Annotated in this window: 25 protein-coding genes; 21 read left to right on the forward strand and 4 right to left on the reverse strand. The window is 68.2% G+C overall.

Annotated elements, in window-relative coordinates; genetic code table 11:
• Window positions 1–102: 102 nt before the first annotated feature.
• Complete coding sequence (locus ACQP1V_RS04335; protein ID WP_084259189.1) at window positions 103–342, reverse strand: BldC family transcriptional regulator; 240 nt, start codon at window positions 340–342, stop codon at window positions 103–105.
• Between the two features lie 236 nt (window positions 343–578).
• On the opposite strand from ACQP1V_RS04335, the gene ACQP1V_RS04340 reads away from it, so the two are divergent.
• Window positions 579–788 carry a DUF4229 domain-containing protein gene (locus ACQP1V_RS04340; RefSeq protein WP_067136709.1) on the forward strand — a complete coding sequence of 70 codons (210 nt, stop codon included), beginning with the start codon at window positions 579–581 and terminating at the stop codon, window positions 786–788.
• On the opposite strand, the gene ACQP1V_RS04345 is transcribed toward ACQP1V_RS04340, so the two are convergent.
• A complete protein-coding gene (locus ACQP1V_RS04345) occupies window positions 785–2,032 on the reverse strand; it encodes a delta-60 repeat domain-containing protein (RefSeq protein ID WP_433418977.1) in 1,248 nt (415 codons plus the stop codon). The genes ACQP1V_RS04340 and ACQP1V_RS04345 overlap by 4 nt on opposite strands.
• A gap of 101 nt (window positions 2,033–2,133) precedes the next feature.
• On the opposite strand from ACQP1V_RS04345, the gene ACQP1V_RS04350 reads away from it, so the two are divergent.
• From ACQP1V_RS04350 to ACQP1V_RS04430, 17 genes are all read left to right on the forward strand, one after another.
• A complete protein-coding gene (locus tag ACQP1V_RS04350; RefSeq protein WP_387412283.1) occupies window positions 2,134–2,871 on the forward strand; it encodes a demethylmenaquinone methyltransferase in 738 nt (245 codons plus the stop codon).
• 129 nt (window positions 2,872–3,000) lie between these two features.
• Entirely contained in the window at window positions 3,001–4,308 is a 1,308-nt protein-coding gene (locus tag ACQP1V_RS04355; protein ID WP_433418980.1) for a geranylgeranyl reductase family protein, read from the forward strand.
• Between the two features lie 43 nt (window positions 4,309–4,351).
• Complete coding sequence (locus ACQP1V_RS04360; protein ID WP_067136715.1) at window positions 4,352–4,711, forward strand: NADH-quinone oxidoreductase subunit A; 360 nt, start codon at window positions 4,352–4,354, stop codon at window positions 4,709–4,711.
• Between the two features lie 2 nt (window positions 4,712–4,713).
• Complete coding sequence (locus ACQP1V_RS04365; protein ID WP_067136717.1) at window positions 4,714–5,265, forward strand: NuoB/complex I 20 kDa subunit family protein; 552 nt, start codon at window positions 4,714–4,716, stop codon at window positions 5,263–5,265.
• A 55-nt stretch (window positions 5,266–5,320) separates the two neighbouring features.
• Window positions 5,321–6,010: an NADH-quinone oxidoreductase subunit C gene (locus tag ACQP1V_RS04370; RefSeq protein WP_067136719.1), complete on the forward strand. Its 690-nt coding sequence runs from the start codon at window positions 5,321–5,323 to the stop codon at window positions 6,008–6,010.
• On the forward strand, window positions 6,007–7,323 hold the full coding sequence (locus ACQP1V_RS04375) for an NADH-quinone oxidoreductase subunit D (RefSeq protein ID WP_433418984.1): 1,317 nt from the start codon (window positions 6,007–6,009) through the stop codon (window positions 7,321–7,323). The genes ACQP1V_RS04370 and ACQP1V_RS04375 overlap by 4 nt, the downstream gene beginning before the upstream one ends.
• Window positions 7,320–7,991 carry an NADH-quinone oxidoreductase subunit NuoE gene (gene nuoE / locus ACQP1V_RS04380; RefSeq protein WP_433418987.1) on the forward strand — a complete coding sequence of 224 codons (672 nt, stop codon included), beginning with the start codon at window positions 7,320–7,322 and terminating at the stop codon, window positions 7,989–7,991. Before ACQP1V_RS04375 ends, nuoE begins: the two co-directional genes overlap by 4 nt.
• Window positions 7,988–9,274: an NADH-quinone oxidoreductase subunit NuoF gene (gene nuoF / locus ACQP1V_RS04385; protein ID WP_067136724.1), complete on the forward strand. Its 1,287-nt coding sequence runs from the start codon at window positions 7,988–7,990 to the stop codon at window positions 9,272–9,274. The genes nuoE and nuoF overlap by 4 nt, the downstream gene beginning before the upstream one ends.
• Window positions 9,271–11,718 (forward strand): NADH-quinone oxidoreductase subunit G, encoded by a 2,448-nt coding sequence (locus ACQP1V_RS04390; protein ID WP_433418990.1) that lies wholly within the window; start codon window positions 9,271–9,273, stop codon window positions 11,716–11,718. Before nuoF ends, ACQP1V_RS04390 begins: the two co-directional genes overlap by 4 nt.
• Entirely contained in the window at window positions 11,715–13,076 is a 1,362-nt protein-coding gene (gene nuoH, locus ACQP1V_RS04395) for an NADH-quinone oxidoreductase subunit NuoH (RefSeq protein ID WP_387412274.1), read from the forward strand. Before ACQP1V_RS04390 ends, nuoH begins: the two co-directional genes overlap by 4 nt.
• A complete protein-coding gene (nuoI, locus tag ACQP1V_RS04400; RefSeq protein WP_084259192.1) occupies window positions 13,063–13,578 on the forward strand; it encodes an NADH-quinone oxidoreductase subunit NuoI in 516 nt (171 codons plus the stop codon). The genes nuoH and nuoI overlap by 14 nt, the downstream gene beginning before the upstream one ends.
• The gene (locus tag ACQP1V_RS04405; RefSeq protein WP_433418993.1) at window positions 13,571–14,494 is read left to right on the forward strand and encodes an NADH-quinone oxidoreductase subunit J; all 924 of its coding nucleotides are present in this window, start codon (window positions 13,571–13,573) and stop codon (window positions 14,492–14,494) included. The genes nuoI and ACQP1V_RS04405 overlap by 8 nt, the downstream gene beginning before the upstream one ends.
• On the forward strand, window positions 14,491–14,787 hold the full coding sequence (gene nuoK / locus ACQP1V_RS04410; RefSeq protein ID WP_067136728.1) for an NADH-quinone oxidoreductase subunit NuoK: 297 nt from the start codon (window positions 14,491–14,493) through the stop codon (window positions 14,785–14,787). The genes ACQP1V_RS04405 and nuoK overlap by 4 nt, the downstream gene beginning before the upstream one ends.
• A gap of 9 nt (window positions 14,788–14,796) precedes the next feature.
• Entirely contained in the window at window positions 14,797–16,698 is a 1,902-nt protein-coding gene (nuoL, locus tag ACQP1V_RS04415; RefSeq protein WP_433418995.1) for an NADH-quinone oxidoreductase subunit L, read from the forward strand.
• Complete coding sequence (locus ACQP1V_RS04420; protein ID WP_433418998.1) at window positions 16,698–18,206, forward strand: NADH-quinone oxidoreductase subunit M; 1,509 nt, start codon at window positions 16,698–16,700, stop codon at window positions 18,204–18,206. Before nuoL ends, ACQP1V_RS04420 begins: the two co-directional genes overlap by 1 nt.
• Window positions 18,203–19,753 carry an NADH-quinone oxidoreductase subunit NuoN gene (gene nuoN, locus ACQP1V_RS04425; RefSeq protein WP_433419001.1) on the forward strand — a complete coding sequence of 517 codons (1,551 nt, stop codon included), beginning with the start codon at window positions 18,203–18,205 and terminating at the stop codon, window positions 19,751–19,753. The genes ACQP1V_RS04420 and nuoN overlap by 4 nt, the downstream gene beginning before the upstream one ends.
• Before the next feature lie 12 nt (window positions 19,754–19,765).
• Window positions 19,766–20,761, forward strand: coding sequence for a polyprenyl synthetase family protein (locus ACQP1V_RS04430; protein WP_067136734.1), 996 nt, complete (start codon window positions 19,766–19,768; stop codon window positions 20,759–20,761).
• Window positions 20,762–20,846: 85 nt separating this feature from the next.
• Here the strand turns inward: ACQP1V_RS04430 and rarD are convergent, their stop codons facing one another.
• The gene (gene rarD, locus ACQP1V_RS04435) at window positions 20,847–21,758 is read right to left on the reverse strand and encodes an EamA family transporter RarD (protein WP_433419004.1); all 912 of its coding nucleotides are present in this window, start codon (window positions 21,756–21,758) and stop codon (window positions 20,847–20,849) included.
• Window positions 21,759–21,882: 124 nt separating this feature from the next.
• On the opposite strand from rarD, the gene msrA reads away from it, so the two are divergent.
• From msrA to ACQP1V_RS04450, 3 genes are all read left to right on the forward strand, one after another.
• The gene (msrA, locus tag ACQP1V_RS04440) at window positions 21,883–22,545 is read left to right on the forward strand and encodes a peptide-methionine (S)-S-oxide reductase MsrA (protein WP_433419006.1); all 663 of its coding nucleotides are present in this window, start codon (window positions 21,883–21,885) and stop codon (window positions 22,543–22,545) included.
• 188 nt (window positions 22,546–22,733) lie between these two features.
• Entirely contained in the window at window positions 22,734–23,204 is a 471-nt protein-coding gene (locus tag ACQP1V_RS04445; RefSeq protein ID WP_433419008.1) for a hypothetical protein, read from the forward strand.
• Between the two features lie 77 nt (window positions 23,205–23,281).
• Window positions 23,282–23,557 (forward strand): hypothetical protein, encoded by a 276-nt coding sequence (locus ACQP1V_RS04450; RefSeq protein WP_433419011.1) that lies wholly within the window; start codon window positions 23,282–23,284, stop codon window positions 23,555–23,557.
• 163 nt (window positions 23,558–23,720) lie between these two features.
• On the opposite strand, the gene ACQP1V_RS04455 is transcribed toward ACQP1V_RS04450, so the two are convergent.
• Window positions 23,721–24,383: a DUF6461 domain-containing protein gene (locus ACQP1V_RS04455; protein WP_433419013.1), complete on the reverse strand. Its 663-nt coding sequence runs from the start codon at window positions 24,381–24,383 to the stop codon at window positions 23,721–23,723.
• Window positions 24,384–24,460: the final 77 nt, after the last annotated feature.

Consider the following 24,460-nt stretch of genomic DNA (forward strand, 5'->3'; position numbering starts at 1 on the left):
ACCAGCCTGCGGGCCCGGGAGAGCGGCCCAGGGGAACGGTGCCGTCTGACTCGGGTGACCCTGCGGCATCCGGGTGGCACGCAGGATCACCTGGTCGGTGTATCAGACCCGAGGTGAGTCGCCGTTCGGCCGTTCGGCCGTCAGAACGTCCTCTCCACGGAGGAGGGCGTGCACTTCCGACTCTCGGAACCGCCGATGCCCCCCGGGGGTACGGATGCTGCTGATTCGTCCCGCCGCGGCCCAACGTGTCACGGTCTTCGGATCAACCCGGAAGAGGGCGGCAACCTCTCCAGGGGTCAGCAGTCGCTCGCTGCTACTCTCCACAATCTCTCCCCCTCGCATCCCGCGTCCTGCAGCGGGCGGACAGGTAACCAGTGTGCCGAGCGAAGCCTGATTTATCCGTGGTTTTCGTAGAAGATCACGGGTTGTTATCGGCTCAGTGCCCGATTGTTATATGATAGAGCCTCTTTGGGGTGCTCATGGGTGTTTCTTTACAAAAGGCCCCTCTTGGGCACACTAGCAGCGGTCGCACGGGATGCGAAGAGAGTCACTCGCCTCCGTGGCGTAACCTCGACGGTGTGCGTCCGGTTGTCGTTTACACGCTCTCCCGCCTCGGCCTGTTCGCCGTGGCCCTCGCGGTCCTGTATCTGCTCGGGCTGCGCACGTTCTGGCTGCTGATTGCGGCCTTCGTCGTGAGTGGCCTGGCCAGCTACGTGCTCCTGTCCAAGCAGCGCGACGCTGTCAGCGCCCAGATGGCGCAGAAACGTCACCCGCCATCCGGAAACTAGGGCATCGGGAACATGCCGACCCGGGCATGGTACTCATGCCCGAGCTTCGTCGTGTCACTTCCCACCAAAAGACCACTCTTTGTCGTCAGGAACGCCTTTACTCCGATTCCCCGGGTGCGTGTGGGGTTCCAGGCGAGGGCCTTGCCGGTGGTCGGGTGGATCGCGCCGATGCCCGGCCTTTGGACCGCTCCAGAACCGGCGCTGTCAGCGCCCTTGGGGTTGTCGAGCCAGCGCTGGTGGCCGCCCACGTAGACCGCCGCGCCGGTCACCGCGACCGAGTAGAGCGAGTCGCCGCCGGTCAGATTGACCCAGGTCGGCCGCACGTCGTTTCCCTTGGTGTACGTCTCGAACCTGGCGGCGGAGTCGCACAGCTTCCCGGTGTCCGGGGCCGGGCCGCCCGTCGTGACGACGACGAAGAACTTGCCGTCCGGTGAGAAGTCGAGGCCGCGCACGTACCAGGGGAACACCGCCATGCAGGACGGCGCGTACGCCTCGGTGCGCCAGTCGGCCACCCGGCCGCGGGTCAGGTCGATCAGCGCGATCTGTGGCCGGCGCAGCCCGTTCACCGTGGTGAACGAGCCGTCGATGGCGAGCCGGTCACCGGTGGCGGCCATGGCGTAGACCTTGACGGTCGCCCCGCGCGGATTGCCGGGTTCGATGGTGAACGTCGGGTCCACGGCCCCCGTGGCGGCGTCGAGGCGGGCCAGCGCGGTGCGGGGTGTGCCGCCGATCATGGCGAAGTCGCCGCCGACATAGAGCCGGCCGCCCTGGCGGACGAGGGCGGAGACGCCGCCGCCGTACGCGGGCGCGTCGAAGGAGGCGACGGCCGAGCCGTCGGCCAGGCTGATCCGCGCCAGCGCGCTTGCGGGGAAGTCGAACGAGCCGCCGGCGTAGACGGTGGCGTCGTCCCCGGCGGCCAGGGCGTAGACGGGGCCGCTCATCTCGGGGGCGAAGCCGCGCAGGACCCGACCGGTCCGCAGGTCGTAGGCGAAGAGGTTCTTCCGGGAGAGTCGCGTGTTGCTGCCGGCGTCGCTGACGGCGGTGAAGTCGCCGCCGATGACCACCGTGCCGCCGACGAGGGCGATCGCGTTCACGATGCCGTCCAGCACGTGGGGGGTGTTGGCGACCGGCTTCTGTGAGACGACGGCAGGTTGCCGGACACCGGCCTGTGCTGTGCCGGCGGGGAGCGCGGGGACTACGGCGAGCGCCGCGATCAGCAGCGCGGTGGAGTGTCTGGCAAGCATTCCCGAAGTATTAGCACACTCTTCGTAATCAATGAGCCACGTTCCGTGCATTCGGTGCGGGTGTGAAGATGGTGTCCCGGGTGCCGCCTAGGCTTGCCTCCATGACGCGCGCTTCCCTGGACAAGCAGCCGCACGAGGTCGCGGCGATGTTCGATCGCACGGCCCGGCGCTACGACCTGGTCAACGACGTCCTCTCACTTGGGCAGGACCGGTTGTGGCGCAAGGCCACATCCGCCGCGATCGACGCGGGTCCGGGCGAACTGGTGCTGGATCTGGCCGCCGGCACCGGGACCTCGACGGACGCCTTCACCCTCCTGGGGGCGCGCGCGATCGCCTGTGACTTCTCTCTCGGCATGCTGCGCACCGGTGTGGAGCGGCGCGGCGGTTCCGGGCTCTCCGGCGGCGGAGTGCGCGGTGTCACATTCGTCGCGGGCGACGGGCTGCGGCTGCCCTTCGCCGACGGGGCGTTCGACGCGGTCACGATCTCGTTCGGGCTGCGCAACATGGCCGACACCCACGAGGCGCTCCGTGAGCTGCTGCGGGTGACCAGGCCGGGCGGCCGCCTTGTTATCTGCGAGTTCTCCAGGCCGCAGGTCAAGCCCTTCGAGCTGGTCTACTCGCAGTACCTCATGAAGCTGCTCCCGCCGGTCGCGCGTATGGTCAGCTCCAACCCTGACTCGTACGAGTACCTCGCGGAGTCGATCCAGGAGTGGCCGGACCAGGCGGCGCTCGCGCGCATCATCCAGGAGTCGGGCTGGGGGAAGGTGGCCTGGCGTAACCTCTCGCTCGGTATCGTGGCGCTTCACCGCGCCGTGAAGCCACAAGTTACCGACCGGTAGTCAGACCCCTCTGACATGGAACGCACAAGAGGGGTTAGACTTCGGCCGACAGTTTGTGAAGTTGTTCACAAAGGCACGAAGGTCCCGTACCAGTGAGATCTTCGCCCGAGGACAGGAATCAGGTCCCCCGTGAGCGAGTCAGCCCCTGCGCGGCCGAGATCGGCGCCGTTCCACCGGACGTCGGCCTCTGAAAGCGGACGAGACGCCGACGTCATCGTCGTCGGCGCCGGCCCCGCGGGATCGACGACCGCCTTTTACCTCGCCCAGGCCGGTCTGACCGTCCTCCTCCTGGAGAAGACCCGCTTCCCGCGCGAGAAGGTGTGCGGCGACGGGCTCACGCCGAGGGCGGTCAAGCAGCTCATCGACATGGGCGTCGACATCGACGCCCCGGGCTGGATCAGGAACCGGGGCCTGCGGGTCGTCGGCGGCGGCCTGCGCTTCGAGCTCGACTGGCCCGAGCTGTCCAGCTTCCCTGACTTCGGCCTGGTCCGCACCCGCAAGGACTTCGACCAGATCGTGGCCGACAACGCCGTGCGCGCCGGCGTCACGCTGCTGCAGGGCGTCAACGTCACCGGCCCGATCCTCGACGAGCGCAGCGGCCACGTCGTGGGCGTCACCGCCAAGCAGGACGGCGAGGAGGTCGCCTTCCGCTCGCGCCTGGTCGTCGCGGCCGACGGCAACTCCACCCGGCTCTCCCTGGCCATGGGGCTGCACAAGCGGCAGGACCGCCCGATGGGCGTCGCCGTACGGACCTACTTCACCAGCCCCCGGCACGACGACGACTACCTGGAGACATGGCTGGAGCTGTGGGACGGTGACACGCTCCTCCCCGGCTACGGCTGGATCTTCGGCGTCGGCGACGGCACCTCGAACGTCGGTCTCGGGCTGCTGAACACCAGCGACGCGTTCAAGAACATCGATTACCGCGACCTGCTCAGGCGCTGGGTGAAGAACATGCCCGCGGAGTGGGGGTACAGCGAGGAGAACATGATCGGCCCCATCCGGGGGGCGGCCCTGCCGATGGGCTTCAACCGGCAGCCGCACTACACTCGGGGCCTGGTCTTGGTCGGCGACGCCGGCGGCATGATCAACCCGTTCAACGGCGAGGGCATCGCGTACGCCATGGAGACCGGCCGGACCGCGGCGGACGCCGTGGTCACCGCGCTTTCCCAGCCCACGCCCGCCCGCCGGGAACGGGTGCTGCGGGCCTACCCGCAGATCCTGAAGGACGCCTATGGTGGCTATTTCACGCTTGGCAGGTATTTTGTCGAGGCCATCGGCAGGCCCGGCGTGATGAACTTCGCCACACGGCATGCCATGCCGCACCCGCGGTTGATGAGGTTCGCCCTGAAGCTCCTGGGCAATCTCACCGACCCGCGGGGTGACGCGTCCGACCGGATCATCAACGCACTCTCCAAGGTGGCTCCGTCCGCATGAGATCGATCACCCTTTTCCACCGAGCAAACGAGGACATGTAGCCATGGAGCTGTATGTGCCCATCCTGGTGCTCGCGGTCCTCGCGGCGGGATTCGCCGCGTTCTCCGTCAGCATCGCCCCCTTCACCGGGCCGAAGCGCTGGAACCGCGCCAAGCTGGACGCCTACGAGTGCGGCATCGAGCCGACCCCGCAGCCCGTCGGCGGTGGACGCTTCCCGCTGAAGTACATGATCACAGCGATGCTGTTCATCGTGTTCGACATCGAGATCATCTTCCTCTATCCGTGGGCGGTCGCGTTCGACAGTCTCGGCCTGTTCGGGCTGGTCGAGATGGTGCTGTTCATCGTCACCGTCCTCGTGGCGTACGCCTATGTGTGGCGCCGCCGCGGTCTTGATTGGGATTAGCCATGGGTCTTGAAGAGAAACTGCCGAGCGGCTTCATCCTGACGACGGTCGAGCAGGTGGCCGGCTGGGCGCGGAAGAGTTCGGTCTGGCCCGCGACGTTCGGTCTCGCGTGCTGCGCGATCGAGCTGATGGCGACCGGCGCCGCCAAGCACGACCTCGCGCGGTTCGGCATGGAGCGGGCCTCCGCCTCGCCGCGTCAGGCCGACCTGATGATCGTGGCAGGCCGCCTGTCGCAGAAGATGGCGCCCGTGCTGCGTCAGATCTACGACCAGATGGCCGAGCCCAAGTGGGTCATCGCGATGGGCGTCTGCGCGTCCAGTGGCGGCATGTTCAACAACTACGCCATCGTGCAGGGCGTGGACCACGTCGTGCCGGTCGACATCTACCTGCCGGGCTGCCCGCCCCGGCCCGAGATGCTGATCGACGCCATCGTGAAGCTGCACGACAAGATCCAGAACATGAAGTTCGGCGCCCACCGCGCCAAGCAGATCGACGAGCTCGAGCTTCAGGCACTGCGGACGCTGCCGTTGATCGATCAGGGAGCGGACAGATGAGCGCGAACGCGAGGAACGAGCGCTTCGTGCGGAATTCGTGGAGCGGAGCCACCAGATGAGCAGCGACAACCTCCCCGGCGTGCCGCAGGGCGAGGCGACGGAACAGGCCGCCGAGCGCGTCGCCCGCACGGGCATGTTCGGCGCCAAGGGCACCGGCGACACCTCCGGTTACGGCCGCCTGGTCGTCCGGCACGCGCCCCAGCTGGCCAGCGAGCGGCCGTACGGGTCCTACTTCGACGAGGTGGCCGACGCGCTGGAGCCCGTCGCCGGCGACGCGATCGAGCGCGTGGTCGTGGATCGCGACGAGATCACCTTCCACATCGCGCGTGAGCGTCTCGTCGAGGCGATGCGCCACCTGCGCGACGACCCGGCGCTGCGGTTCGAGCTCTCGCTCGGCGTCTCCGGCGTCCACTACCCGGACGAGACGGGCGCCGAGCTGCGCGCCGTCTACCACCTGTGCTCGATCACGCACAACCGGCGGGTCCGCGTCGAGGTCTCCTGCCCCGACTCCGATCGGCACATCCCGTCCACCGTTTCTGTCTACCCGACGCACGACTGGCACGAGCGGGAGACGTACGACTTTTTCGGGATCATCTTCGACGGGCACCCGGCACTGACTCGCATCGAGATGCCCGACGACTGGGAGGGTCACCCCCAGCGCAAGGACTACCCCCTCGGCGGCATCCCGGTGGAGTACCGCGGCGCCGAGACCCCCGCGCCGGACCAGAGGAGGTCGTACGCATGAGTACAACGACGACCGAGGGCAAGGTCTACGACGTCGCCGGTCAGGACTGGGACGAACTGGTCGAGACGGTCACCGAGACCGCCGAAGAGCGCCTGGTCATCAACATGGGCCCGCAGCACCCGTCCACGCACGGCGTGCTCCGGCTGGTCCTGACGCTCGACGGCGAGACGGTGACCGAGGCCCGGACGGTGATCGGGTACCTCCACACCGGCATCGAGAAGAACATGGAGTTCCGGACGTGGACCCAGGGGGTCACGTTCGTCACCCGCATGGACTACCTCGCGCCGATCTTCAATGAGACGGCGTACTGCATGGGCGTCGAGAAGCTTCTCGGCATCACCGATCGGGTCCCCGAGCGGGCCCAGGCGATCCGCGTGATGATGATGGAGCTCAACCGGATCTCCTCGCACCTGGTGGCGCTCGCCACCTACGGCCTGGAGCTGGGCGCCACCACGCCGATGATCTTCGGCTTCCGCGAGCGCGAGATGATCCTCGACCTGTTCGAGTACATCACCGGCCTGCGCATGAACATGGCGTACGTGCGGCCGGGAGGCGTGAGCGTCGACCTGCCGGCGGGGGCCGTCGACAAGATCGGCGAGTTCCTCAAGATCATGCCGAAGCGCATCAAGGACATGCGCAAGCTGCTCGACGAGAACCCGGTCTACACCCGCAGGACCAAGGATGTCGCCTACCTCGACCTGACCGGCTGCATGGCCCTCGGCATCACCGGGCCGATGCTCCGCGCGGCGGGCCTCCCCTGGGACCTGCGCAAGTCGCAGCCCTACTGCGGTTATGAGACGTACGAGTTCGACGTCCCGACCGAGAAGACCTGCGACGTGTACGGCCGTTACCTCGTCCGCGTGGCCGAGATGGAGGAGTCGCTGAAGATCGTCGAGCAGGCGCTCGACCGCCTGACCGGCCCGCTCAAGGGCGGCTCGGTGATGATCGACGACAAGAAGATCGGCTGGCCGTCGCAGCTCGCGCTCGGCCCTGACGGTCTCGGCAACTCGCCCGACCACATCGCGCACATTATGGGCAGCTCGATGGAAGCCTTGATCCACCACTTCAAGCTGGTGACCGAGGGCTTCCGGGTGCCGGCCGGCCAGGTGTACTCGGCGGTGGAGTCGCCGCGCGGCGAGCTGGGCGCGCACGTGGTCAGCGACGGCGGGACGCGGCCCTTCCGCGTCCACTTCCGCGACCCGTCCTTCACGAACCTGCAGGCCGTGCCGGCGACCTGCGAAGGTGGCATGATCGCCGACGTCATCTCGGCTGTCGCCTCGATCGACCCGGTCATGGGAGGTGTGGACCGGTGACTTACTCACCTGAGGTCCGCGAGCGTCTGGAGACGGACGCCAAGGAGATCATCGGCCGCTACCCCAAGGCCAGGTCGGCCCTGCTGCCGCTGTTGCACCTGGTGCAGTCGGAGGACGGCCACGTCTCCGACGACGGTTACGAGTTCTGCGCCGAGATGCTCGGCCTGAGCAAGGCCGAAGTCGTGGGCGTCGCGACCTTCTACACCATGTACAAGCGCAAGCCCGCGGGCGACTACAACGTGGGCGTCTGCATCAACACGCTGTGCGCGGTCATGGGCGGCGACCAGATCTGGGAGGAGCTCTCCGAGCACGTCGGCGTCGGCCACGACGAGACCACGTCGGACGGCAAGGTCACGCTGGAGCGGCTGGAGTGCAACGCCGCTTGCGACTTCGCCCCGGTGATGATGGTCAACTGGGAGTTCTTCGACAACCAGACTCCGGAGTCGGCCAAGCAGCTCGTGGACGACCTGCGCGCCGGCAAGGAGATCACGCCGACCCGCGGCCCCAAGAAGCTGTGCACGTTCAAGGAGTCCGCGCGGGTCCTCGCCGGACTGCCGGACGGGCTGGCCGGTGAAGGCCCCTCGGCCGCCGGGCCGTCCCTGGAAGGTTTGAAGGTCGCCAAGGCCAACGGCTGGGAGGCGCCCGGAGGAGCGGTGAGCGACCGATGACGACCCTTACCCCTGTCCTCACCCGGAACTGGGACCAGCCGGACTCCTTCACCCTGGAGGGGTACGGCGACTACGCCGCGGCGCGGAAGGCCCTGAGCCAGGAGCCGGACTCCATCATCCAGATGGTCAAGGACTCCGGTCTGCGCGGGCGCGGCGGCGCCGGCTTCCCCACCGGCATGAAGTGGGGATTCATCCCGCAGGGCGACGGCAAGGCGCACTACCTCGTGGTGAACGCCGACGAGTCCGAGCCGGGGACCTGCAAGGACATCCCGCTGATGATGGCGAACCCGCACTCGCTGGTCGAGGGCGTCATCATCACCTCGTACGCGATCCGGGCCAACCAGGCCTTCATCTACGTCCGCGGCGAGGTGCTCCACGTCATCCGCCGGGTCCAGGCCGCGGTCCGTGAGGCGTACGAGAAGGGCTACCTCGGCAAGGACATCTTCGGCTCCGGGTACGACCTCGAACTGGTCGTCCACAGCGGCGCCGGGGCGTACATCTGCGGCGAGGAGACCGCGCTGCTCGACTCGCTGGAGGGCCACCGGGGCCAGCCGCGGCTCAAGCCGCCGTTCCCCGCGGTCGCCGGCCTGTACGCCTGCCCGACGGTCATCAACAACGTCGAGTCGGTGGCCAGCGTGCCGAGCATCGTGGCCAACGGCGCCGACTGGTTCGCCGGCATGGGCACTGAGAAGTCCAAGGGCTTCGGCATCTTCTCGCTGAGCGGCCACGTCACCCGGCCCGGCCAGTACGAGGCTCCGCTGGGGATCACCCTGCGTGAGCTGCTCGACATGGCGGGCGGCATCCGGGCCGGCCACGAGCTGAAGTTCTGGACGCCGGGAGGCTCCTCGACGCCGATCTTCACCGCCGAGCACCTGGACGTGCCGCTCGACTTCGAGTCGGTCGGCGCCAAGGGTTCGATGCTCGGCACCCGCGCGCTGCAGATCTTCGACGAGACCACCTGTGTGGTCCGCGCCGTGCTCCGGTGGACGGAGTTCTACGCGCACGAGTCCTGCGGCAAGTGCACCCCCTGCCGTGAGGGCACCTTCTGGCTCAAGCAGGTGCTCAAGCGGCTGGAGAAGGGCCAGGGGTCCGAGGAGGACCTCACCACGATCACCGACATCGCCGACAACATCCTGGGCCGCTCGTTCTGCGCCCTGGGCGACGGCGCCACGAGTTGCATCCACTCGTCGGTGAAGCTCTTCCGCGACGAATATCTCAAGCACTTCGAGATCGGCGGCTGCCCGTTCGATCCCGCTGCTTCCACGGTGTGGGGGTCCAAGTGACGGTTCAGACAACGCAGCCGGAACAGCCCGTCGTGACCATGGTGACCTTGACCATCGACGGCTTCCAGATCAGCGTGCCGAAGGGCACCCTGATCATCCGGGCCGCTGAGCTGCTCGGGATCCAGATCCCCCGGTTCTGCGACCACCCGCTGCTCGATCCCGCGGCGAACTGCCGCCAGTGCCTGGTGGACATCCCCGACGCCGGCAACGGCCGCGGCTTCCCCAAGCCGCAGCCGTCCTGCGCCATCGAGGTGGCCGAGGGCATGGTGATTCAGACGCAGCTAACCTCGCCGGTGGCCGAGAAGGCCCAGCGCGGTGTGATGGAGATGCTGCTCCTGAACCACCCGCTCGACTGCCCGGTCTGCGACAAGGGCGGCGAGTGCCCCCTGCAGAACCAGGCCATGTCGAACGGCCAGGGCGAGAGCCGGTTCGTGGAGCAGAAGCGGACCTTCGAGAAGCCGATCGCGCTGTCCACCGAGGTGCTGCTCGACCGCGAGCGCTGCATCCAGTGCGCGCGGTGCATCCGCTTCTCCGACCAGATCGCCGGTGACCCGCTCATCGACTTCTTCGAGCGCGGGGCCAAGGAGCAGGTGGGCGTCGCCGACGGCGAGCCGTTCGAGTCCTACTTCTCGGGCAACACCATCCAGATCTGCCCGGTGGGCGCGCTGACCGGCGCCGCGTACCGGTTCCGCTCCCGCCCGTTCGACCTGGTGTCCACGCCGAGCGCCTGTGAGCACTGCGCCTCCGGCTGCTCTCTGCGTACGGACCACCGCCGCGGCCGGGTCACCCGCCGCCTGGCCGGGGACGACCCGCAGGTCAACGAGGAGTGGAACTGCGACAAGGGCCGCTGGGCGTTCCAGTACGCGACCCAGCCCGACCGGCTCAAGACGCCGCTGGTCCGTGACGAGGACGGCAAGCTCGTGCCCGCGTCGTGGCCGGAGGCCCTCGAAGTCGCGGCCAAGGGTCTCGCGGCGGCGCGCGGCAAGGCGGGCGTGCTCGTCGGTGGCCGCGTCACCGTCGAGGACGCCTACGCGTACGGCAAGTTCGCCCGGGTCGCGCTCGGCACCAACGACATCGACTTCCGCTCCCGCCCGCTGTCGGACGAGGAGGCCCGCTTCCTCGCCCACGCCGTCGCGGGCAAGGGCATCGAGGTCTCCTACGCCGACCTGGAGCAGGCCCCGGCCGTGCTCCTCGCCGGGTTCGAGCCCGATGAGGAGTCGCCGATCGTCTTCCTGCGGCTGCGCAAGGCCGCGCGGAAGAAGGGCCTCAAGGTCTACTCCCTGGCGCCGTTCGCCACTCCGGGCCTGACCAAGATGCGCGGGACGCTGCTGCGGACCGTGCCCGGCGGCGAGGCCGAGGCCATCGGCGACCTGATCAACTCCGGCGCCGACCTGCTCCCCGCAGGCTCGGTCATCTTGGCCGGTGAGCGGCTCGCCACCGCCCAGGGCGCGCTGTCCGCCGTCCTGCGGCTGGCGCAGACCACCGGCGCGAAGCTCGCCTGGGTGCCGCGCCGAGCCGGTGAGCGGGGCGCGATCGAGGCGGGCGCGCTGCCGAACCTGCTGCCGATCGGCCGCCCGGTCGCCGACGAGGCGGCCCGGGCCGAGGTGGCCAGGGCGTGGAACGTCTCGGCTCTGCCCGAGGCCGAGGGCCGCGACACCGGCGGCATCCTCACCGCCGCCCTTGAGGGCGAGCTCGACGCGCTGGTCGTCGCCGGTGTCGATCCGTACGACCTTGCCGACCCGGGCCGGGCGCTGGCCGCGCTGGAGAACACGCCGTTCATCGTCAGCCTGGAGGTCCGCGCCAGCGCGGTGACCGACCGGGCCGACGTCGTGCTCCCGGTCGCCGTGGTGGCCGAGAAGTCCGGCACGTTCGTCGACTGGGAGGGCCGTGGCCGCTCCTTCGAGGTCGCGACCGGCGTTCCCGGCGTGATGAGCGATCTCGCCGTCGTCTCGGCCGTCGCCGACCGGATGGACGTCCACCTGGCGCTGCCGGACGCCGCCGCCGCGCGGCGCGAGCTCGGCGCCCTGGGCTCGTGGCGCGGACCGCGCGCGGCCGCGCCGAACGTGAGCGGCGGGCGGCTGGCCCGGGAGCCGGAAGCCGGCGAGGCCGTGCTGGCCACCTGGCACCGGCTGCTCGACGACGGCAGCCTGCAGGACGGCGAGCCGTACCTCGCGGGCACCGCCCGCGAGGCGGTCGCGCTGGTGTCCGAGGCCACCGCCGCGGAGATCGGTGTGGCCGACGGCGACAAGGTCACCGTCGGCGGCTCGGTGACTCTGCCGGTGCGGATCGCCGACCTGCCCGACCGCGTCGTCTGGCTGCCGGCCAACTCCGCCGGCGTCTCGGTCACCCGCGACCTGCGCGCCGTGGCCGGCGACGTCGTGACGATCTCCGGCGACCAGGTCGTCCTCGAGACCGTGAACGAGGAAGTGGAGACCGACCGATGAACCCGACCACTGGTCCCACGCTGGTCGACTTCGGCCACGATCCGTTGTGGCTGTCCATCATCAAGGCCGTGTTCATCTTCGCGGTCCTGATGCTGGGCGTGCTGTTCGGCGTGTGGTTCGAGCGCAAGCTCATCTCCCGCATGCAGCACCGCTACGGCCCGAACCGGGCGGGCAAGTTCGGCCTGCTCCAGTCGGTGGCCGACGGTCTGAAGATGGGGCTCAAGGAAGACATCATGCCCCGCACGGTGGACAAGGTCGTCTACCTGCTGGCGCCCGTGATCATCGCCGTGCCCGCGTTCCTGGCCTTCTCGGTCATGCCGTTCGGCCCGATGGTGTCGATCTTCGGCGTGGAGACGCCGCTGCAGCTCACCGACCTGCCGGTCGCGGTGCTGCTGGTCCTGGCGATGGCCTCGATCGGCGTGTACGGCATCGTGCTCGCCGGATGGGGCTCCCGCTCGCCGTACGCCATCCTGGGCGGTCTGCGTTCCAGCGCCCAGGTGGTCTCGTACGAGATCGCGATGGGCCTGTCCTTCGTGGCGGTCTTCCTGGCCGCCGGCACGCTCTCCACCTCGGAGATCGTGGCCAAGCAGGCCGGCGGCGGCACCTGGGACGTCTTCGGACTGGAGATCCCGCAGCCGTCCTGGTACGCGATCTCGCTCCTGCCCTCGTTCCTGATCTACGCGATCACGATGCTGGGCGAGACGAACCGCGTGCCGTTCGACCTCCCTGAAGGCGAGGGCGAATTGGTCGGAGGCTTCCACACCGAGTACTCCTCGTCGCTGAAGTTCGCGATGTTCATGCTGGCCGAGTACGTGAACGTGTTCACGGTCTCCGGCGTCGCGATCACGCTGTTCCTCGGCGGCTGGCGAGCCCCCTGGCCGATCTCGATATGGGAGGGGGCGAACACCGGCTGGTGGCCGATGCTCTGGTTCTTCATCAAGCTCGTCCTGGTGTTCGCGTTCTTCGTCTGGGTCCGCGCCTCGTTGCCGCGTGTCCGGTACGACCAGCTGATGGCCTTCGGGTGGAAGGTCCTCATCCCCCTCAACCTGGCCTGGATCCTGCTTTACGCCACGCTCAAGGCGCTGCGCGTGCCCGAGAGCAACAAGGCGTTCATTCTCACCCTCGGCGCGATCATCGTCGTGGGCGGGCTGGCGATCTGGTTCCGGTTCGACACGCTGCTGCAGCGGCGCCGGGAGGCCAAGGCCGCCCAGATCGAGGAAGAGTTCGAGCAGCTCCGCGAGGAGCCGGAGGCGGGCGGGTTCCCGGTGCCGCCGCTGGACCTCCCGCACTACCACGGCGTTCTGCCGGCAGGCCAAGCAAGCACCGCGGTCAAGGAGGTGACCAGTGGGAGCAACTGATTGGCTGAATCCGATCAAGGGATTCGGCGTCACCTTCCACCACATGTTCAAGAAGCCGGTGACGGTCAACTATCCGGAGGAGAAGCGGCCTACGGCGCCGCGCTTCCACGGACGGCACCAGCTCAACCGGTGGCCCGACGGCCTGGAGAAGTGCGTCGGCTGCGAGCTGTGCGCCTGGGCCTGCCCGGCGGACGCGATCTTCGTAGAGGGCGCCGACAACACCGAGACCGATCGCTTCTCCCCGGGAGAGCGGTACGGGCGCACCTACCAGATCAACTATCTGCGGTGCATCCTGTGCGGTCTCTGTATCGAGGCGTGTCCGACGCGGGCGCTGACGATGACCAACGAGTACGAGCTCGCCGACGCCAGCCGCGAATCCTTGATCTACACCAAGGAGATGCTCCTCGCGCCGCTGGCTCCGGGCATGGAGCAGCCGCCCCACCCGATGCGTCTCGGCGAGACCGAAGAGGACTACTACCGGTTGGGTCGTAGCAATGGGTGAGACCATCACGTTCTGGGTGCTGGCGGTCGTGTCCGTGTCCGCCGCGCTCGGGCTCGTATTCAGCCGCAAGGCGGTCTACTCGGCGTTGATGCTGGGCACCGTCATGCTGTCGCTGGCGGTGCTGTACGCCGTCCAGGACGCTCCGTTCCTGGCCGCCGTGCAGATCATCGTCTACACGGGCGCGGTCATGATGCTGTTCCTGTTCGTGCTCATGCTCGTGGGCGTGGACTCCTCCGACTCGCTGGTGGAGACGATCAAGGGTCAGCGGTTCTGGGCGGTCGTGGCCGGGCTCGCGTTCGCCGCGCTGCTCGGGCTCGGCGTCGGCAACGCCGTACTGTCGGCCCCGAAGGGGCTGGAGGCGGTGACCGCGAAGGGCAACGTGCCCTCGCTGGCCGAGCTGATCTTCACGCGGTACGTCTTCGCGTTCGAGGTCACGTCGGCGCTGCTGATCACCGCGGCGCTCGGCGCGATGGTGCTGGCGCACCGCGAGCGCATCGCGCCGAAGCCGACGCAGAAGGACCTGTCCCGGGCCCGCTTCGTCGAGTACGGCGAGCACGGCCGCAACCCGGCGCCGCTGCCCGGCCCCGGCACCTACGCCCGGCACAACGCCATCGACATGCCGGCGCTGCTGCCGGACGGCTCGGTCGCGCCGCTGTCGGTCAACCGCGTACTCGCCCGTCGCGAGGCCGCCGAGGGCACCCTGGCCCCCGAGATCGCCGCGGCGCTGGAGGCCGAGGAGCGCGAGGCCGCCGAGCGTAGGGCCGACCGGCACGAGGAGCTGGTCCACCACGCGAGCGGCGTCAACGGATCGGGGCCGAACGGCGCCGCGTCCAACGGAGCCGGGCCGACCGCTTCGGCCGCCCCGGCTGACGAGTCGCCCGTGACGGGCCCGGAGACGGGCGAGGAGGCGAAATGACAACGCACTACCTGGTGCTCTCCGCGCTGCTCTTCGTGATCGGCGGCGTCGGGGTGCTGGTACGGCGCAACGCCATCGTGGTCTTCATGTGCGTCGAGCTCATGCTCAACGCCTGCAACCTGGCGTTCGTCACCTTCGCCCGGCAGAACGGCAACCTCGACGGCCAGGTCATCGCCTTCTTCGTGATGATCGTGGCCGCCGCCGAGGTCGTCATCGGCCTGGCCATCATCGTGACGATCTTCCGAACCCGCAGGTCCGCGTCCGTCGACGACGTGAACCTGCTGAAGTACTAAGAGGTGGCCGTGGAACCCGCAAAGATCATCGAGCACTCCGGGGGAGTGATCGGCGCCTCCTGGCTGCTGATCGCTCTGCCACTGCTCGGCGCCGCCTTCCTCCTGCTGGGCGGGCGTAAGACCGACAAGTTCGGTCACCTGCTGGGTGTCGCCACCGCCGTCGCCTCCTTCGTGGTGGGCGTGCTGGTCTTCCTCCAGCTCCTCGGATTCGACCCGGCGGAGCGCCGCCGGGCGGTCCCGCTGTACGACTTCATCCCCGGTCTCACGAAGATGGGGCTGCTGGTCGACCCGCTGTCGATCTCGTTCGTCCTGCTGATCACCGGTGTGGGCTCGCTGATCCACATCTACTCGATCGGCTACATGGCGCACGACCCGAACCGGCGGCGGTTCTTCGCCTACCTGAACCTGTTCGTGGCGGCGATGCTGCTGCTGGTGCTCGCCGACAACTACATCGGCCTGTACGTCGGCTGGGAGGGCGTGGGTCTCGCGTCGTACCTGCTGATCGGGTTCTGGCAGCACAAGCCGTCGGCGGCCACCGCGGCGAAGAAGGCGTTCATCGTCAACCGGGTCGGCGACTTCGGCCTGGCGATCGCCATCTTCACCATCTTCACGGCGTTCAACACGGTCTCGTTCGCCGGAGTCATGGAGTCCGGAGCGGACCCCAGCCAGGGGACGCTCACCGCGATCGGCCTGCTGCTCCTCCTCGGGGCGTGCGGCAAGTCGGCGCAGCTGCCGCTGCAGTCCTGGCTCCTGGACGCGATGGAGGGCCCGACCCCGGTCTCGGCCCTCATCCACGCCGCGACCATGGTCACCGCCGGCGTCTACCTGGTCACCCGCTCGGGCGCGATGTTCTTCCCGGAGGGCTCGACCGCGGCGATCGCGGTCACGATCGTCGGTGTCGCCACGCTGCTCGCCGGTGCGATCATCGGTACCGCCAAGGACGACATCAAGAAGGCGCTCGCCGGCTCGACGATGTCCCAGATCGGCTACATGATGCTGGCCGCGGGCATCGGCCCCGCCGGGTACGCCTTCGCGATCGCGCACCTGATCACGCACGGCTTCTTCAAGGCCGACATGTTCCTCGGCGCCGGCTCGGTCATGCACGGCATGAACGACGAGGTCGACATGCGCAAGTACGGCGGCCTGCGCAAGGTCATGCCGATCACTTTCGCGACCTTCCTCGTCGGCTACCTGGCGATCATCGGGTTCCCGCTGCTGTCCGGTTACTTCACCAAGGACGGCATCATCGAGAGCGCGATGGAGTACAGCAGCACCCTGGGCTGGCTCGCGGTGCTCGGCGCCGGCATCACCGGCTTCTACATGTCCCGCCTGGTGTTCATGACGTTCTTCGGCAAGAAGCGCTGGGAGGCGGACGCCCACCCGCACGAGTCGCCCGCCGTCATGACGTGGCCGCTGATCATCCTGTCCGTCGGCTCGATCTTCCTCGGCGGCTTCCTGATCGTGGGCAACCGGTTCATGACGTTCCTGGGTCCGGCCGTTGGCCAGCCGGAGCACCTGCCCTCGTTCCACCCGTTCAGCGTGCCCGGACTGGTCACCCTGGCGCTCGTGGCGGCCGGCGCGGCCCTCGCCTGGTTCAAGTACGGCGCGGCCGAGGTGCCGGTCACCGCTCCGCGCGGCTCGTTCCTCACCACGTTCGCCCGGCGTGACCTTTACGGCGACGCGCTGAACGAGGCGCTGTTCATGCGGCCCGGCCAGTGGCTGACCCGCCTCGCGGTGTTCTTCGACAACCGCGGGATCGACGGCCTCGTCAACGGGATCGCCGCGGGCATCGGTGGCACGTCGGGCCGGCTGCGGCGAGTCCAGACGGGCTTCGTCCGCTCGTACGCGCTGTCGATATTCGTCGGCGCCGCCATCCTGGTCGGTGCCTGGTTCGTCGTAGGGAACCTGTGATGCACTACTGGCTCTCAACCCTGATAGGTGTGCCCGTGGTGGGCGCCATCGGCGTCGCGGCCGTGAAGAACGAGCTGCGCGCCAAGCAGGCGACCCTCGGGATCTCCCTGCTGGTGCTCGTGCTGGCCGTCGCCATGGCGGTCCAGTTCAGCCCCAACGGCGACAAGTTCCAGTTCACCGAGACGTACGACTGGGTGCCCTCGTTCGGCGTCCACTTCGGCCTCGGCGTGGACGGCATCGCGCTGGTCCTCATTCTGCTGTCGGTCGTGCTCGTACCGATCGTGGTGCTCGCCTCCTGGCATGAGGCGGAGGGTGGCAAGCGGTCGGCGCGGACCTACTTCGCGCTGCTCCTGGTGCTGGAAGCGATGATGATCGGCGTCTTCGCGGCGACCGACGTCTTCCTCTTCTACGTCTTCTTCGAAGCCATGCTGATCCCGATGTACTTCATGATCGGGTCGTACGGCGGGGCGCAGCGGTCCTACGCGGCCGTCAAGTTCCTGCTCTACTCGCTCTTCGGCGGGTTGCTGATGCTCGTCGCGGTGATCGCGCTCTACACGATCGCCGACAAGGGCTCGTTCATGTTCTCCGACCTCGTCGGGAGCATCCAGGACGCCGGCACCCAGAAGTGGCTGTTCCTCGGCTTCTTCATCGCGTTCGCGATCAAGGCGCCGCTGTGGCCGTTCCACACCTGGCTGCCCGACGCGGCGGCGCAGGCCCCCGCCGGTGCCGCGGTGCTGCTCGTCGGCGTGCTGGACAAGGTCGGCACGTACGGCATGCTGCGCTTCTGCCTGGAGCTGTTCCCGGCGGCGGCGGACTACTTCACCCCGCTGGTGCTGGTGCTCTCGGTCGTCGGCATTGTCTACGGCGCGATCGTCGCCATCGGGCAGACCGACATGAAGCGCCTCATCGCGTACACGTCGATCTCGCACTTCGGCTTCATCACCCTGGGCGTGTTCGCGATCACCGTGAACGGGGCGTCCGGGGCCACGCTGTACATGGTCAACCACGGGTTCTCGACCGGCGCGCTGTTCCTGATCGCCGGCTTCCTGATCCACCGCCGCGGCTCGCAGTACATCTCGGACTATGGCGGCGTGCAGAAGGTGGCCCCGATCCTGGCCGGGACGTTCCTGGTCGCCGGCCTGTCCGGGCTGGCGCTGCCGGGCCTCAACTCGTTCGTCAGCGAGTTCATGGTGCTGATCGGCAGCTACGAGACGCAGCCCGTCTACGCGATCATCGCCACCAGCGGTGTGGTGCTGGCCGCCATCTACATCCTGTGGATGTACCAGCGCACCATGAACGGTCCGACCGCGGACTCCGTCCGCGAGATGAAGGATCTGAACGGCCGCGAGAAGTGGGTTCTCGCCCCGCTGATCGCGGTGATCATCGCGCTCGGCTTCTTCCCGAAGCCGCTGCTCGACGTCATCAATCCTGCCGTCAAGGACTCGATTTCCCAGGTCCAGCACGTCCAGGAGGCCAGTAAGGCGTCCGTTGCACAGGAGGGCCAGTGAACGGCACCATCCCAGCGCCGACCATCGAATACGCCCTGCTGGCGCCGATGCTGGTCGTGTTCGGCGCGGCGATCATCGGCGTGCTCGTGGAGGCGTTCGCACCCCGCTATCTGCGTTCGGCGATCCACAAGCCGCTGACGCTGCTGACGCTGGCCGGCGCCTTCGTGATCACGATCTGGCAGGCGCGTACCGGCATCCCGACCACGCCTTCGGCGATGGGCGCGGTGGCGGTCGACGGCCCGGCGCTGTTCATCTGGGGCACGATCCTCGTGCTCGCGTTCGTGAGCGTGCTGCTCATCAATGACGAGGGTCACTTCGTCGCCTCGGCCGCGGCCGTGCCGGGCTCGGCCGAGGAGGAGCGGGCGCTCACCGAGGGCGCCACGCACACCGAGGTCTACCCGCTGGTGCTCTTCGCGGTCGGCGGCATGCTGTTCTTCCCGGCGGCCAACGACCTGCTGGCCATGTTCGTGGCCCTTGAGGTCATGTCGCTGCCGCTCTACCTGCTGTGCGGGCTGGCCCGCCGTCGCCGCCTGCTCTCGCAGGAGGCCGCGGTCAAGTACTTCCTGCTCGGCGCCTTCTCCTCCGCGTTCTTCCTGTACGGCACGGCCCTGCTGTACGGCTACGCGGGCTCGGTCGACCTGGCGAAGATCGGCACCGCGCTGGGCTCGGTCGGCGGGCAGGACACCCTGCTCTACATCGGCGTCGCGATGCTCGGCGTCGGCCTGCTCTTCAAGATTGGCGCCGCGCCGTTCCAGGCGTGGAAGCCGGACGTCTACCAGGGCTCGCCGACCCCGATCACCGCGCTGATGGCCTCGGGCACGCTCGTCGCCGCGTTCGGCGCGCTGCTGCGGGTGTTCTGGGTGGCGCTGGGCGGCCTGCAGTGGAGCTGGACCCCGATCATGTGGGGTGTGGCGATTCTCACGATGGTCGTCGGCGCGATCCTCGCGATCACCCAGACGGACATCAAGCGCATGCTCGCCTACTCGTCGATCGCGCACGGAGGTTTCCTGCTCATCGGCGTTGTCGCGCTCGGCAACGACCAGCAGCACAACGTCTCGGCGCTGTCCGCGCTGCTGTTCTACCTGGTGGCCTACGGGTTCACCACGGTGGGCGCGTTCGCGATCGTCACGACGGTCCGGGACGCGGGCGGCGAGGCGTGGCACCTGTCCCGGTGGGCCGGGCTCGGCAAGCGTCGCCCGCTGGTCGCCGTGGTGTTCTCCCTCTTCCTGCTCGCCTTCGCCGGAATCCCGCTGACCAGCGGTTTCTTCGGTAAGTACGCGGTCTTCCAGGCCGCCGTGGCGGCCGGCGCGACTCCGCTCGTGGTGGTCGGCGTGGTGTCCTCGGCGATCGCCGCGTTCTTCTACGTCCGGGTCATCGTGCTGATGTTCTTCAGCGATCCGGCGGCCGACGGACCCTCTGTGGTGATTCCTGGAGGTACCTGGGCGGTCGGAGCCGTGGCGGTATTGGCTACCGTAGTCCTCGGGGTCTTCCCGCAGCCCGTGCTCGACCTGGCGCACACGGCTGCCCAGTCGTTGTTCGTCCGATAGGAGCTTCCCTCTATGGCCGCGCCGCCCGTTGTAGACCTGCCTCTCGTCGATGAGCGGCTGGCCGCGGATCTGGCGAACGGGCTCGCGGCCGTGGAGAAGCAGCTCCGCGCCTCGGTGGAAAGTGAGGACTCCTTCGTCACGGAGGCGTCCCGGCACCTCATCGAGGCCGGCGGCAAGCGTTTCCGGGCGATGCTCGTCCTGCTCGCCGCCCAGTTCGGCAACCCCGACGCCCCGGGCGTGGTGCCCGGGGCCGTCGTGATCGAGCTGACCCACCTGGCCACGCTGTACCACGACGACGTCATGGACGAGGCGCCCGTGCGGCGCGGCTCGCCCTCGGCGAACGCCCGCTGGGACAACACGGTGGCCATCCTGACGGGCGACTACCTGTTCGCCCAGGCGTCCGAGATCCTCGCCGATCTCGGGCCCGAGCTCATCCGCATCCAGGCGCAGACGTTCTCCCGCCTGGTCCGGGGGCAGATCCGCGAGACGATCGGGCCGGCCGAGGGCGTCGACCCGATCACGCACTACATCCAGGTGCTCGCCGACAAGACCGGCTCCCTCATCGCCACCTCGGGCCGCTTCGGCGCCCTGCTGGCGGGCGCGCCCGCCGAGGTGACCACCCGGCTGACCGACGCGTGCGAGGCGATCGGCGTGGCCTGGCAGCTCGGCGACGACCTCATCGACGTGGCGGCCCCGACGGTCGACTCGGGCAAGACCCCGGGCACCGACCTCCGCGAGGGCGTCCAGACCCTGCCCGTGCTGTACGCGCTGGCGTCCGACCGGCCGGAGGACGCGCGGCTGCGGGCCCTGCTCTCCGGGCCGGTAGCCGAGAAGGACGTCGACGAGGCGCTGGAGCTGCTGCGGGCCAACCGGGCGATGGCCGAGGCCCGCGACGAGCTGCTGCGGTGGGCGGACAAGGCCAAGAAGGCGCTCGCCGGCCTGCCCGAGATCCCCGCCCGCGAGGCCCTGATCGGCCTCTGCGACTACGTGGTCGAGCGTTCCGGCTGAGTTAGACGGCCCCGGCGGTCGCCGGGGCCGAGCGAGCCGCTCAGGCCCCCTGGAGTGGCTTTCTTCCCCCAAGGGGCCCAGAGGGTCAGACCGTTTCGAGCGTGGGTGCTGTGCGGGCCTCGCGCCGGGCCGCATGGGCGGTGCGCAGGCCGTCCCAGGTGAAGACGCAGAGCGCGAGCCAGACGATGGCGAAACCGACCCACCTGCTGCCCGGCATCGTCTCGTGCGCGATGAGGACGCCGCACATGAACTGCAGCACCGGGGCGATGTACTGGAGCAGGCCGATGACGGTCAGCGGCACCCGGATCGCGGCGGCGGAGAAGCACAGCAGGGGGATCGCGGTGATCAGCCCGGCGCCCACGAGCAGCGCGATGTGGGCGGTCCCGTGGTCGACGAACGTGCCGCTGCCGTTCGTCTGCAGGACGACGAGGTAGCCGAGCGCGGGCACCAGGAGCACCAACGTCTCGATGGTGAGGCTCTCCGTCGCGTCCACCTGCGCGGCCTTCTTGACCAGCCCGTACGTGCCGAAGGACGCGGCCAGGACCAGCGCGATCCAGGGCAACCGGCCGTAGTCGAACGCCAGAACGAGCACCGCGAGGGCACCGAGGCCGACCGCCGCCCACTGCCAGGGACGTAGCCGCTCGCGGAAGACGACGACGCCGAGCAGAACGCTGACCAGCGGGTTGATGAAGTAGCCGAGTGCGCTCTCCACGACGTGGCCGGTGTTGACCGCGTAGATGTACATGCCCCAGTTGGTGGAGATGACGACGGCGGCGAGGGTGAGCAGGAGGAGCTGGCGGCGGGTGATCGAGCGGATCCACGACCAGTGGCGGCGGACGCCCAGGATGGCCAGGACCGCGACGAGAGACCAGACCATGCGATGCGCGAGGATCTCGACGGCTCCGGCGGGCTTCAGGAGCGGCCAGTACAGGGGGAACAGGCCCCACATCATGTACGCGGCTATGCCGTACAGGACTCCTCGGCGTGATTCAGGCATGACACCCAGTGTGACTCCTTACGGGATTTAATACAAATAAGCAATGGTTGTCTTCATATTTAGCGATGCTTATGGGAGGGAACAAACGGCATGGCGCCCCGGTTTGGGGCGATGGAGGTGGGACATGGGCTGGCTGTTCGGACACAACAAGACATCGATGGTGGCTCCCGCGGAGGCGCTGCCCGGCCGATCCGAGTCGATGCCGGTGGCATCCCGGCACCTGGTGCTCGACGCGCCGCTGGCTCCGCCATACGGACAGGGGCTGGAAATCGCCGACTTCGGGCTGGGGTGCTTCTGGGGCGCCGAACGCAAGTTCTGGCAGACGCCCGGTGTCGTCTCCACCGCCGTCGGCTACGCGGGCGGATACACGCCGAACCCGACATACGAGGAAGTGTGCACCGGGCTGACCGGCCACACCGAGCTCGTCCGGGTGGTCTTCGACCCCAAGCGGGTGTCGTACGAGGAACTGCTGAAGGTCTTCTGGGAGGCCCACGACCCGACCCAGGGCATGCGCCAGGGCAACGACGCCGGCACGCAGTATCGCTCGGCCATCTACACGCACGGCGCCGAGCAGGAGAAGGCCGCCCTCACCTCTCGTGACGCGTACCAGCGGGTGTTGAACGAGGCCGGCTACGGCCGCATCACCACCGAGATCGCCCCTGCCGGCCCGTTCTACTTCGCCGAGGACTACCACCAGCAGTACCTGTACAAGAACCCAGGCGGCTACTGCGGCATCGGAGGAACCGGCGTATCCTGCCCGGTCGGGCTCACGTCCGGCGAGGCGTAGACCTGCGGTAACTGACTGATCCTGACCCTTGGCCGTCCAGGCTTAGCCCGATGCCGGCCGGGGGCAGACCGTTGCGTTCGCTGGGTTCGAGGTGTGGGCCTGGGCGGCGCAGATGTTGTGCAACGCGACATGCGAGGCTGACGACGTTCCACCACAATCAGAATGTGTTCTGAATTAGACTGGGTGGCGTGAGCATCAGCAACGCCGACGCCGTAACCTTCTCGGACCTGTCTAGAAATCCCCGGGCCGTCGCCGAACGCGCCGCGCGGCTCGGCCGCGTACGTGTGACTCACCGGGATGCCCAGGACTTCTACCTGACAGCGGCTGACCGTGAGGAACGACGCGATCAGACGCTGGCCACAGCTTCCCGCCTGTTCCTCGCTCTCATGAGGCATGATCCGACTGCTCGCGCACTCGTCATTGCCATGCCCGAGGTCTTTCCCTGGGTTCGTCACCTCACCTCCGATGAGGTGCGATCCTTCACCCTTGAATTGGTCGAGGCGCTCTCTGACGCGGCCGAGCTCGATGTCGACGCCACTGCTCAGGAAGTTATCGCTGGCTGGCGGGCCACTGCCCGAATCAAGGCTGACCCCGCGCACTATGCCCATGCGCGTGAGATGACGAGCGGAGACTTCGGACCGGTTGAGGTTTCGGTATGAGTCCGAAGCGCGGAGACCGGGTTACAGTCCCGCCTCGTGACGACGAATGGGACGTCCGTTTCGGTACGAGCGATGCGGTGAAGGGCTGGGAGGAGCTTTGCCGTCATGCCCTGGCCAACACGCGCCGATGCTTGGAGACACTGCGTGCCAATCCACGCTCACGCACCGACCATGATCGCCAACATTGCCTACGTGGCGACCTCGCGACTCATCGTCACAACGGACAGGACCTTGAGCAATGGGAGTTCGAGGTCACCAGCGGCGGACGCGTGCGCTACGTCATCGACGATGCCGCTCGTAGGGTGTGGGTCGTTTACGCCTCGCCTCGTCATCCGAAAGATACCGACATCTGAGGTCGGCTGGCCCGCCGAGAATCTGTGGCACAGCCGCTGCCGAGGCCGAGGCCAGGAACAGGTGTCAGCTGGTTCTAGTTCTCTAGCGGCTCTGCGGTCCAGGTCTGCTTGCCATCGGTCATCGTCGTATCACGCCGTTCAGTTCTGGACGGTCATAAGACGATCACCTTTCCACGATGGGCCCCACAAGCATCGGGCGGTCGAGCATGCCCGGTGTGAACGGCACCCCGGTGACCTTCGCCGCCAGGGCGAAGCCCCTTGGTACGGCGGTGTAGTAATTGTCCTCCCAGGCGGCGTCCCACGCGGCCTCGTCCTCTGGCTTGTCCAGCCCCATGCCCAGCTCCCGCATGAAGCCGTTGAGCCGGTCAGGGTCGGAGCCGTAACGCTCGAACGGGTGCCGCAGCCGGTAGCCGGTGACGATTGTGCCGTCGATCGCGTACTCGAAGCTGTGCTCGGCGGCGTAGTCGTGCCGGGTGACCGCCAGCACTTCGCAGCCCCGCGACAGCTTGGTCACCACCTCGTGGAGCGTGACCATCCAGCCGTAGGGCTCGATGGCCACGCACCACTCGCCGGCCTGGAAGACGCCCACGTAGCCGCCGCGATCCCCGCCGTCCGTCTCCTCGATGAACTCGTGGGCCCTTTCGTCGAGTCCGCCGAAGTCCGACTCCTGACCGGAGTCCTCGCCGCGGCTGAAGCGGCGCACCACCTCCGCCGGGTCGAGCCCGCGGAAGAAGGCCACGCTGAAGATCGCGCCCAGTGGGCCGCCGCCCTCGTTCTCGGACACGTTGAGCCACTGGAACGGGGCTAGAGGGTCGGTTGTCGTCATGCGGTCCATGGTGGCAAGCCGTACCGACAATCAGCCGAGATCGACTGCCACTCCGACGCAGGCCGACACCTCCTGCA

The sequence above is a fragment of the Microtetraspora malaysiensis genome, assembly GCF_050947145.1.
Lineage (GTDB): Bacteria > Actinomycetota > Actinomycetes > Streptosporangiales > Streptosporangiaceae > Microtetraspora_A > Microtetraspora_A malaysiensis.

Coding starts and splice junctions, on each gene's coding strand:
- nuoH (WP_387412274.1), top strand. CDS start 11,715: ATGAACCCGACCACTGGTCCCACGCTGGTCGACTTCGGCCACGATCCG.
- msrA (WP_433419006.1), top strand. CDS start 21,883: ATGGGCTGGCTGTTCGGACACAACAAGACATCGATGGTGGCTCCCGCG.
- ACQP1V_RS04405 (WP_433418993.1), top strand. CDS start 13,571: ATGGGTGAGACCATCACGTTCTGGGTGCTGGCGGTCGTGTCCGTGTCC.
- ACQP1V_RS04430 (WP_067136734.1), top strand. CDS start 19,766: ATGGCCGCGCCGCCCGTTGTAGACCTGCCTCTCGTCGATGAGCGGCTG.
- rarD (WP_433419004.1), bottom strand. CDS start 21,758: ATGCCTGAATCACGCCGAGGAGTCCTGTACGGCATAGCCGCGTACATG.
- ACQP1V_RS04350 (WP_387412283.1), top strand. CDS start 2,134: ATGACGCGCGCTTCCCTGGACAAGCAGCCGCACGAGGTCGCGGCGATG.
- ACQP1V_RS04345 (WP_433418977.1), bottom strand. CDS start 2,032: ATGCTTGCCAGACACTCCACCGCGCTGCTGATCGCGGCGCTCGCCGTA.
- ACQP1V_RS04370 (WP_067136719.1), top strand. CDS start 5,321: ATGAGCAGCGACAACCTCCCCGGCGTGCCGCAGGGCGAGGCGACGGAA.
- ACQP1V_RS04420 (WP_433418998.1), top strand. CDS start 16,698: ATGCACTACTGGCTCTCAACCCTGATAGGTGTGCCCGTGGTGGGCGCC.
- ACQP1V_RS04335 (WP_084259189.1), bottom strand. CDS start 342: ATGCGAGGGGGAGAGATTGTGGAGAGTAGCAGCGAGCGACTGCTGACC.
- ACQP1V_RS04455 (WP_433419013.1), bottom strand. CDS start 24,383: ATGACGACAACCGACCCTCTAGCCCCGTTCCAGTGGCTCAACGTGTCC.
- ACQP1V_RS04365 (WP_067136717.1), top strand. CDS start 4,714: ATGGGTCTTGAAGAGAAACTGCCGAGCGGCTTCATCCTGACGACGGTC.
- ACQP1V_RS04360 (WP_067136715.1), top strand. CDS start 4,352: ATGGAGCTGTATGTGCCCATCCTGGTGCTCGCGGTCCTCGCGGCGGGA.
- nuoF (WP_067136724.1), top strand. CDS start 7,988: ATGACGACCCTTACCCCTGTCCTCACCCGGAACTGGGACCAGCCGGAC.
- ACQP1V_RS04375 (WP_433418984.1), top strand. CDS start 6,007: ATGAGTACAACGACGACCGAGGGCAAGGTCTACGACGTCGCCGGTCAG.
- nuoK (WP_067136728.1), top strand. CDS start 14,491: ATGACAACGCACTACCTGGTGCTCTCCGCGCTGCTCTTCGTGATCGGC.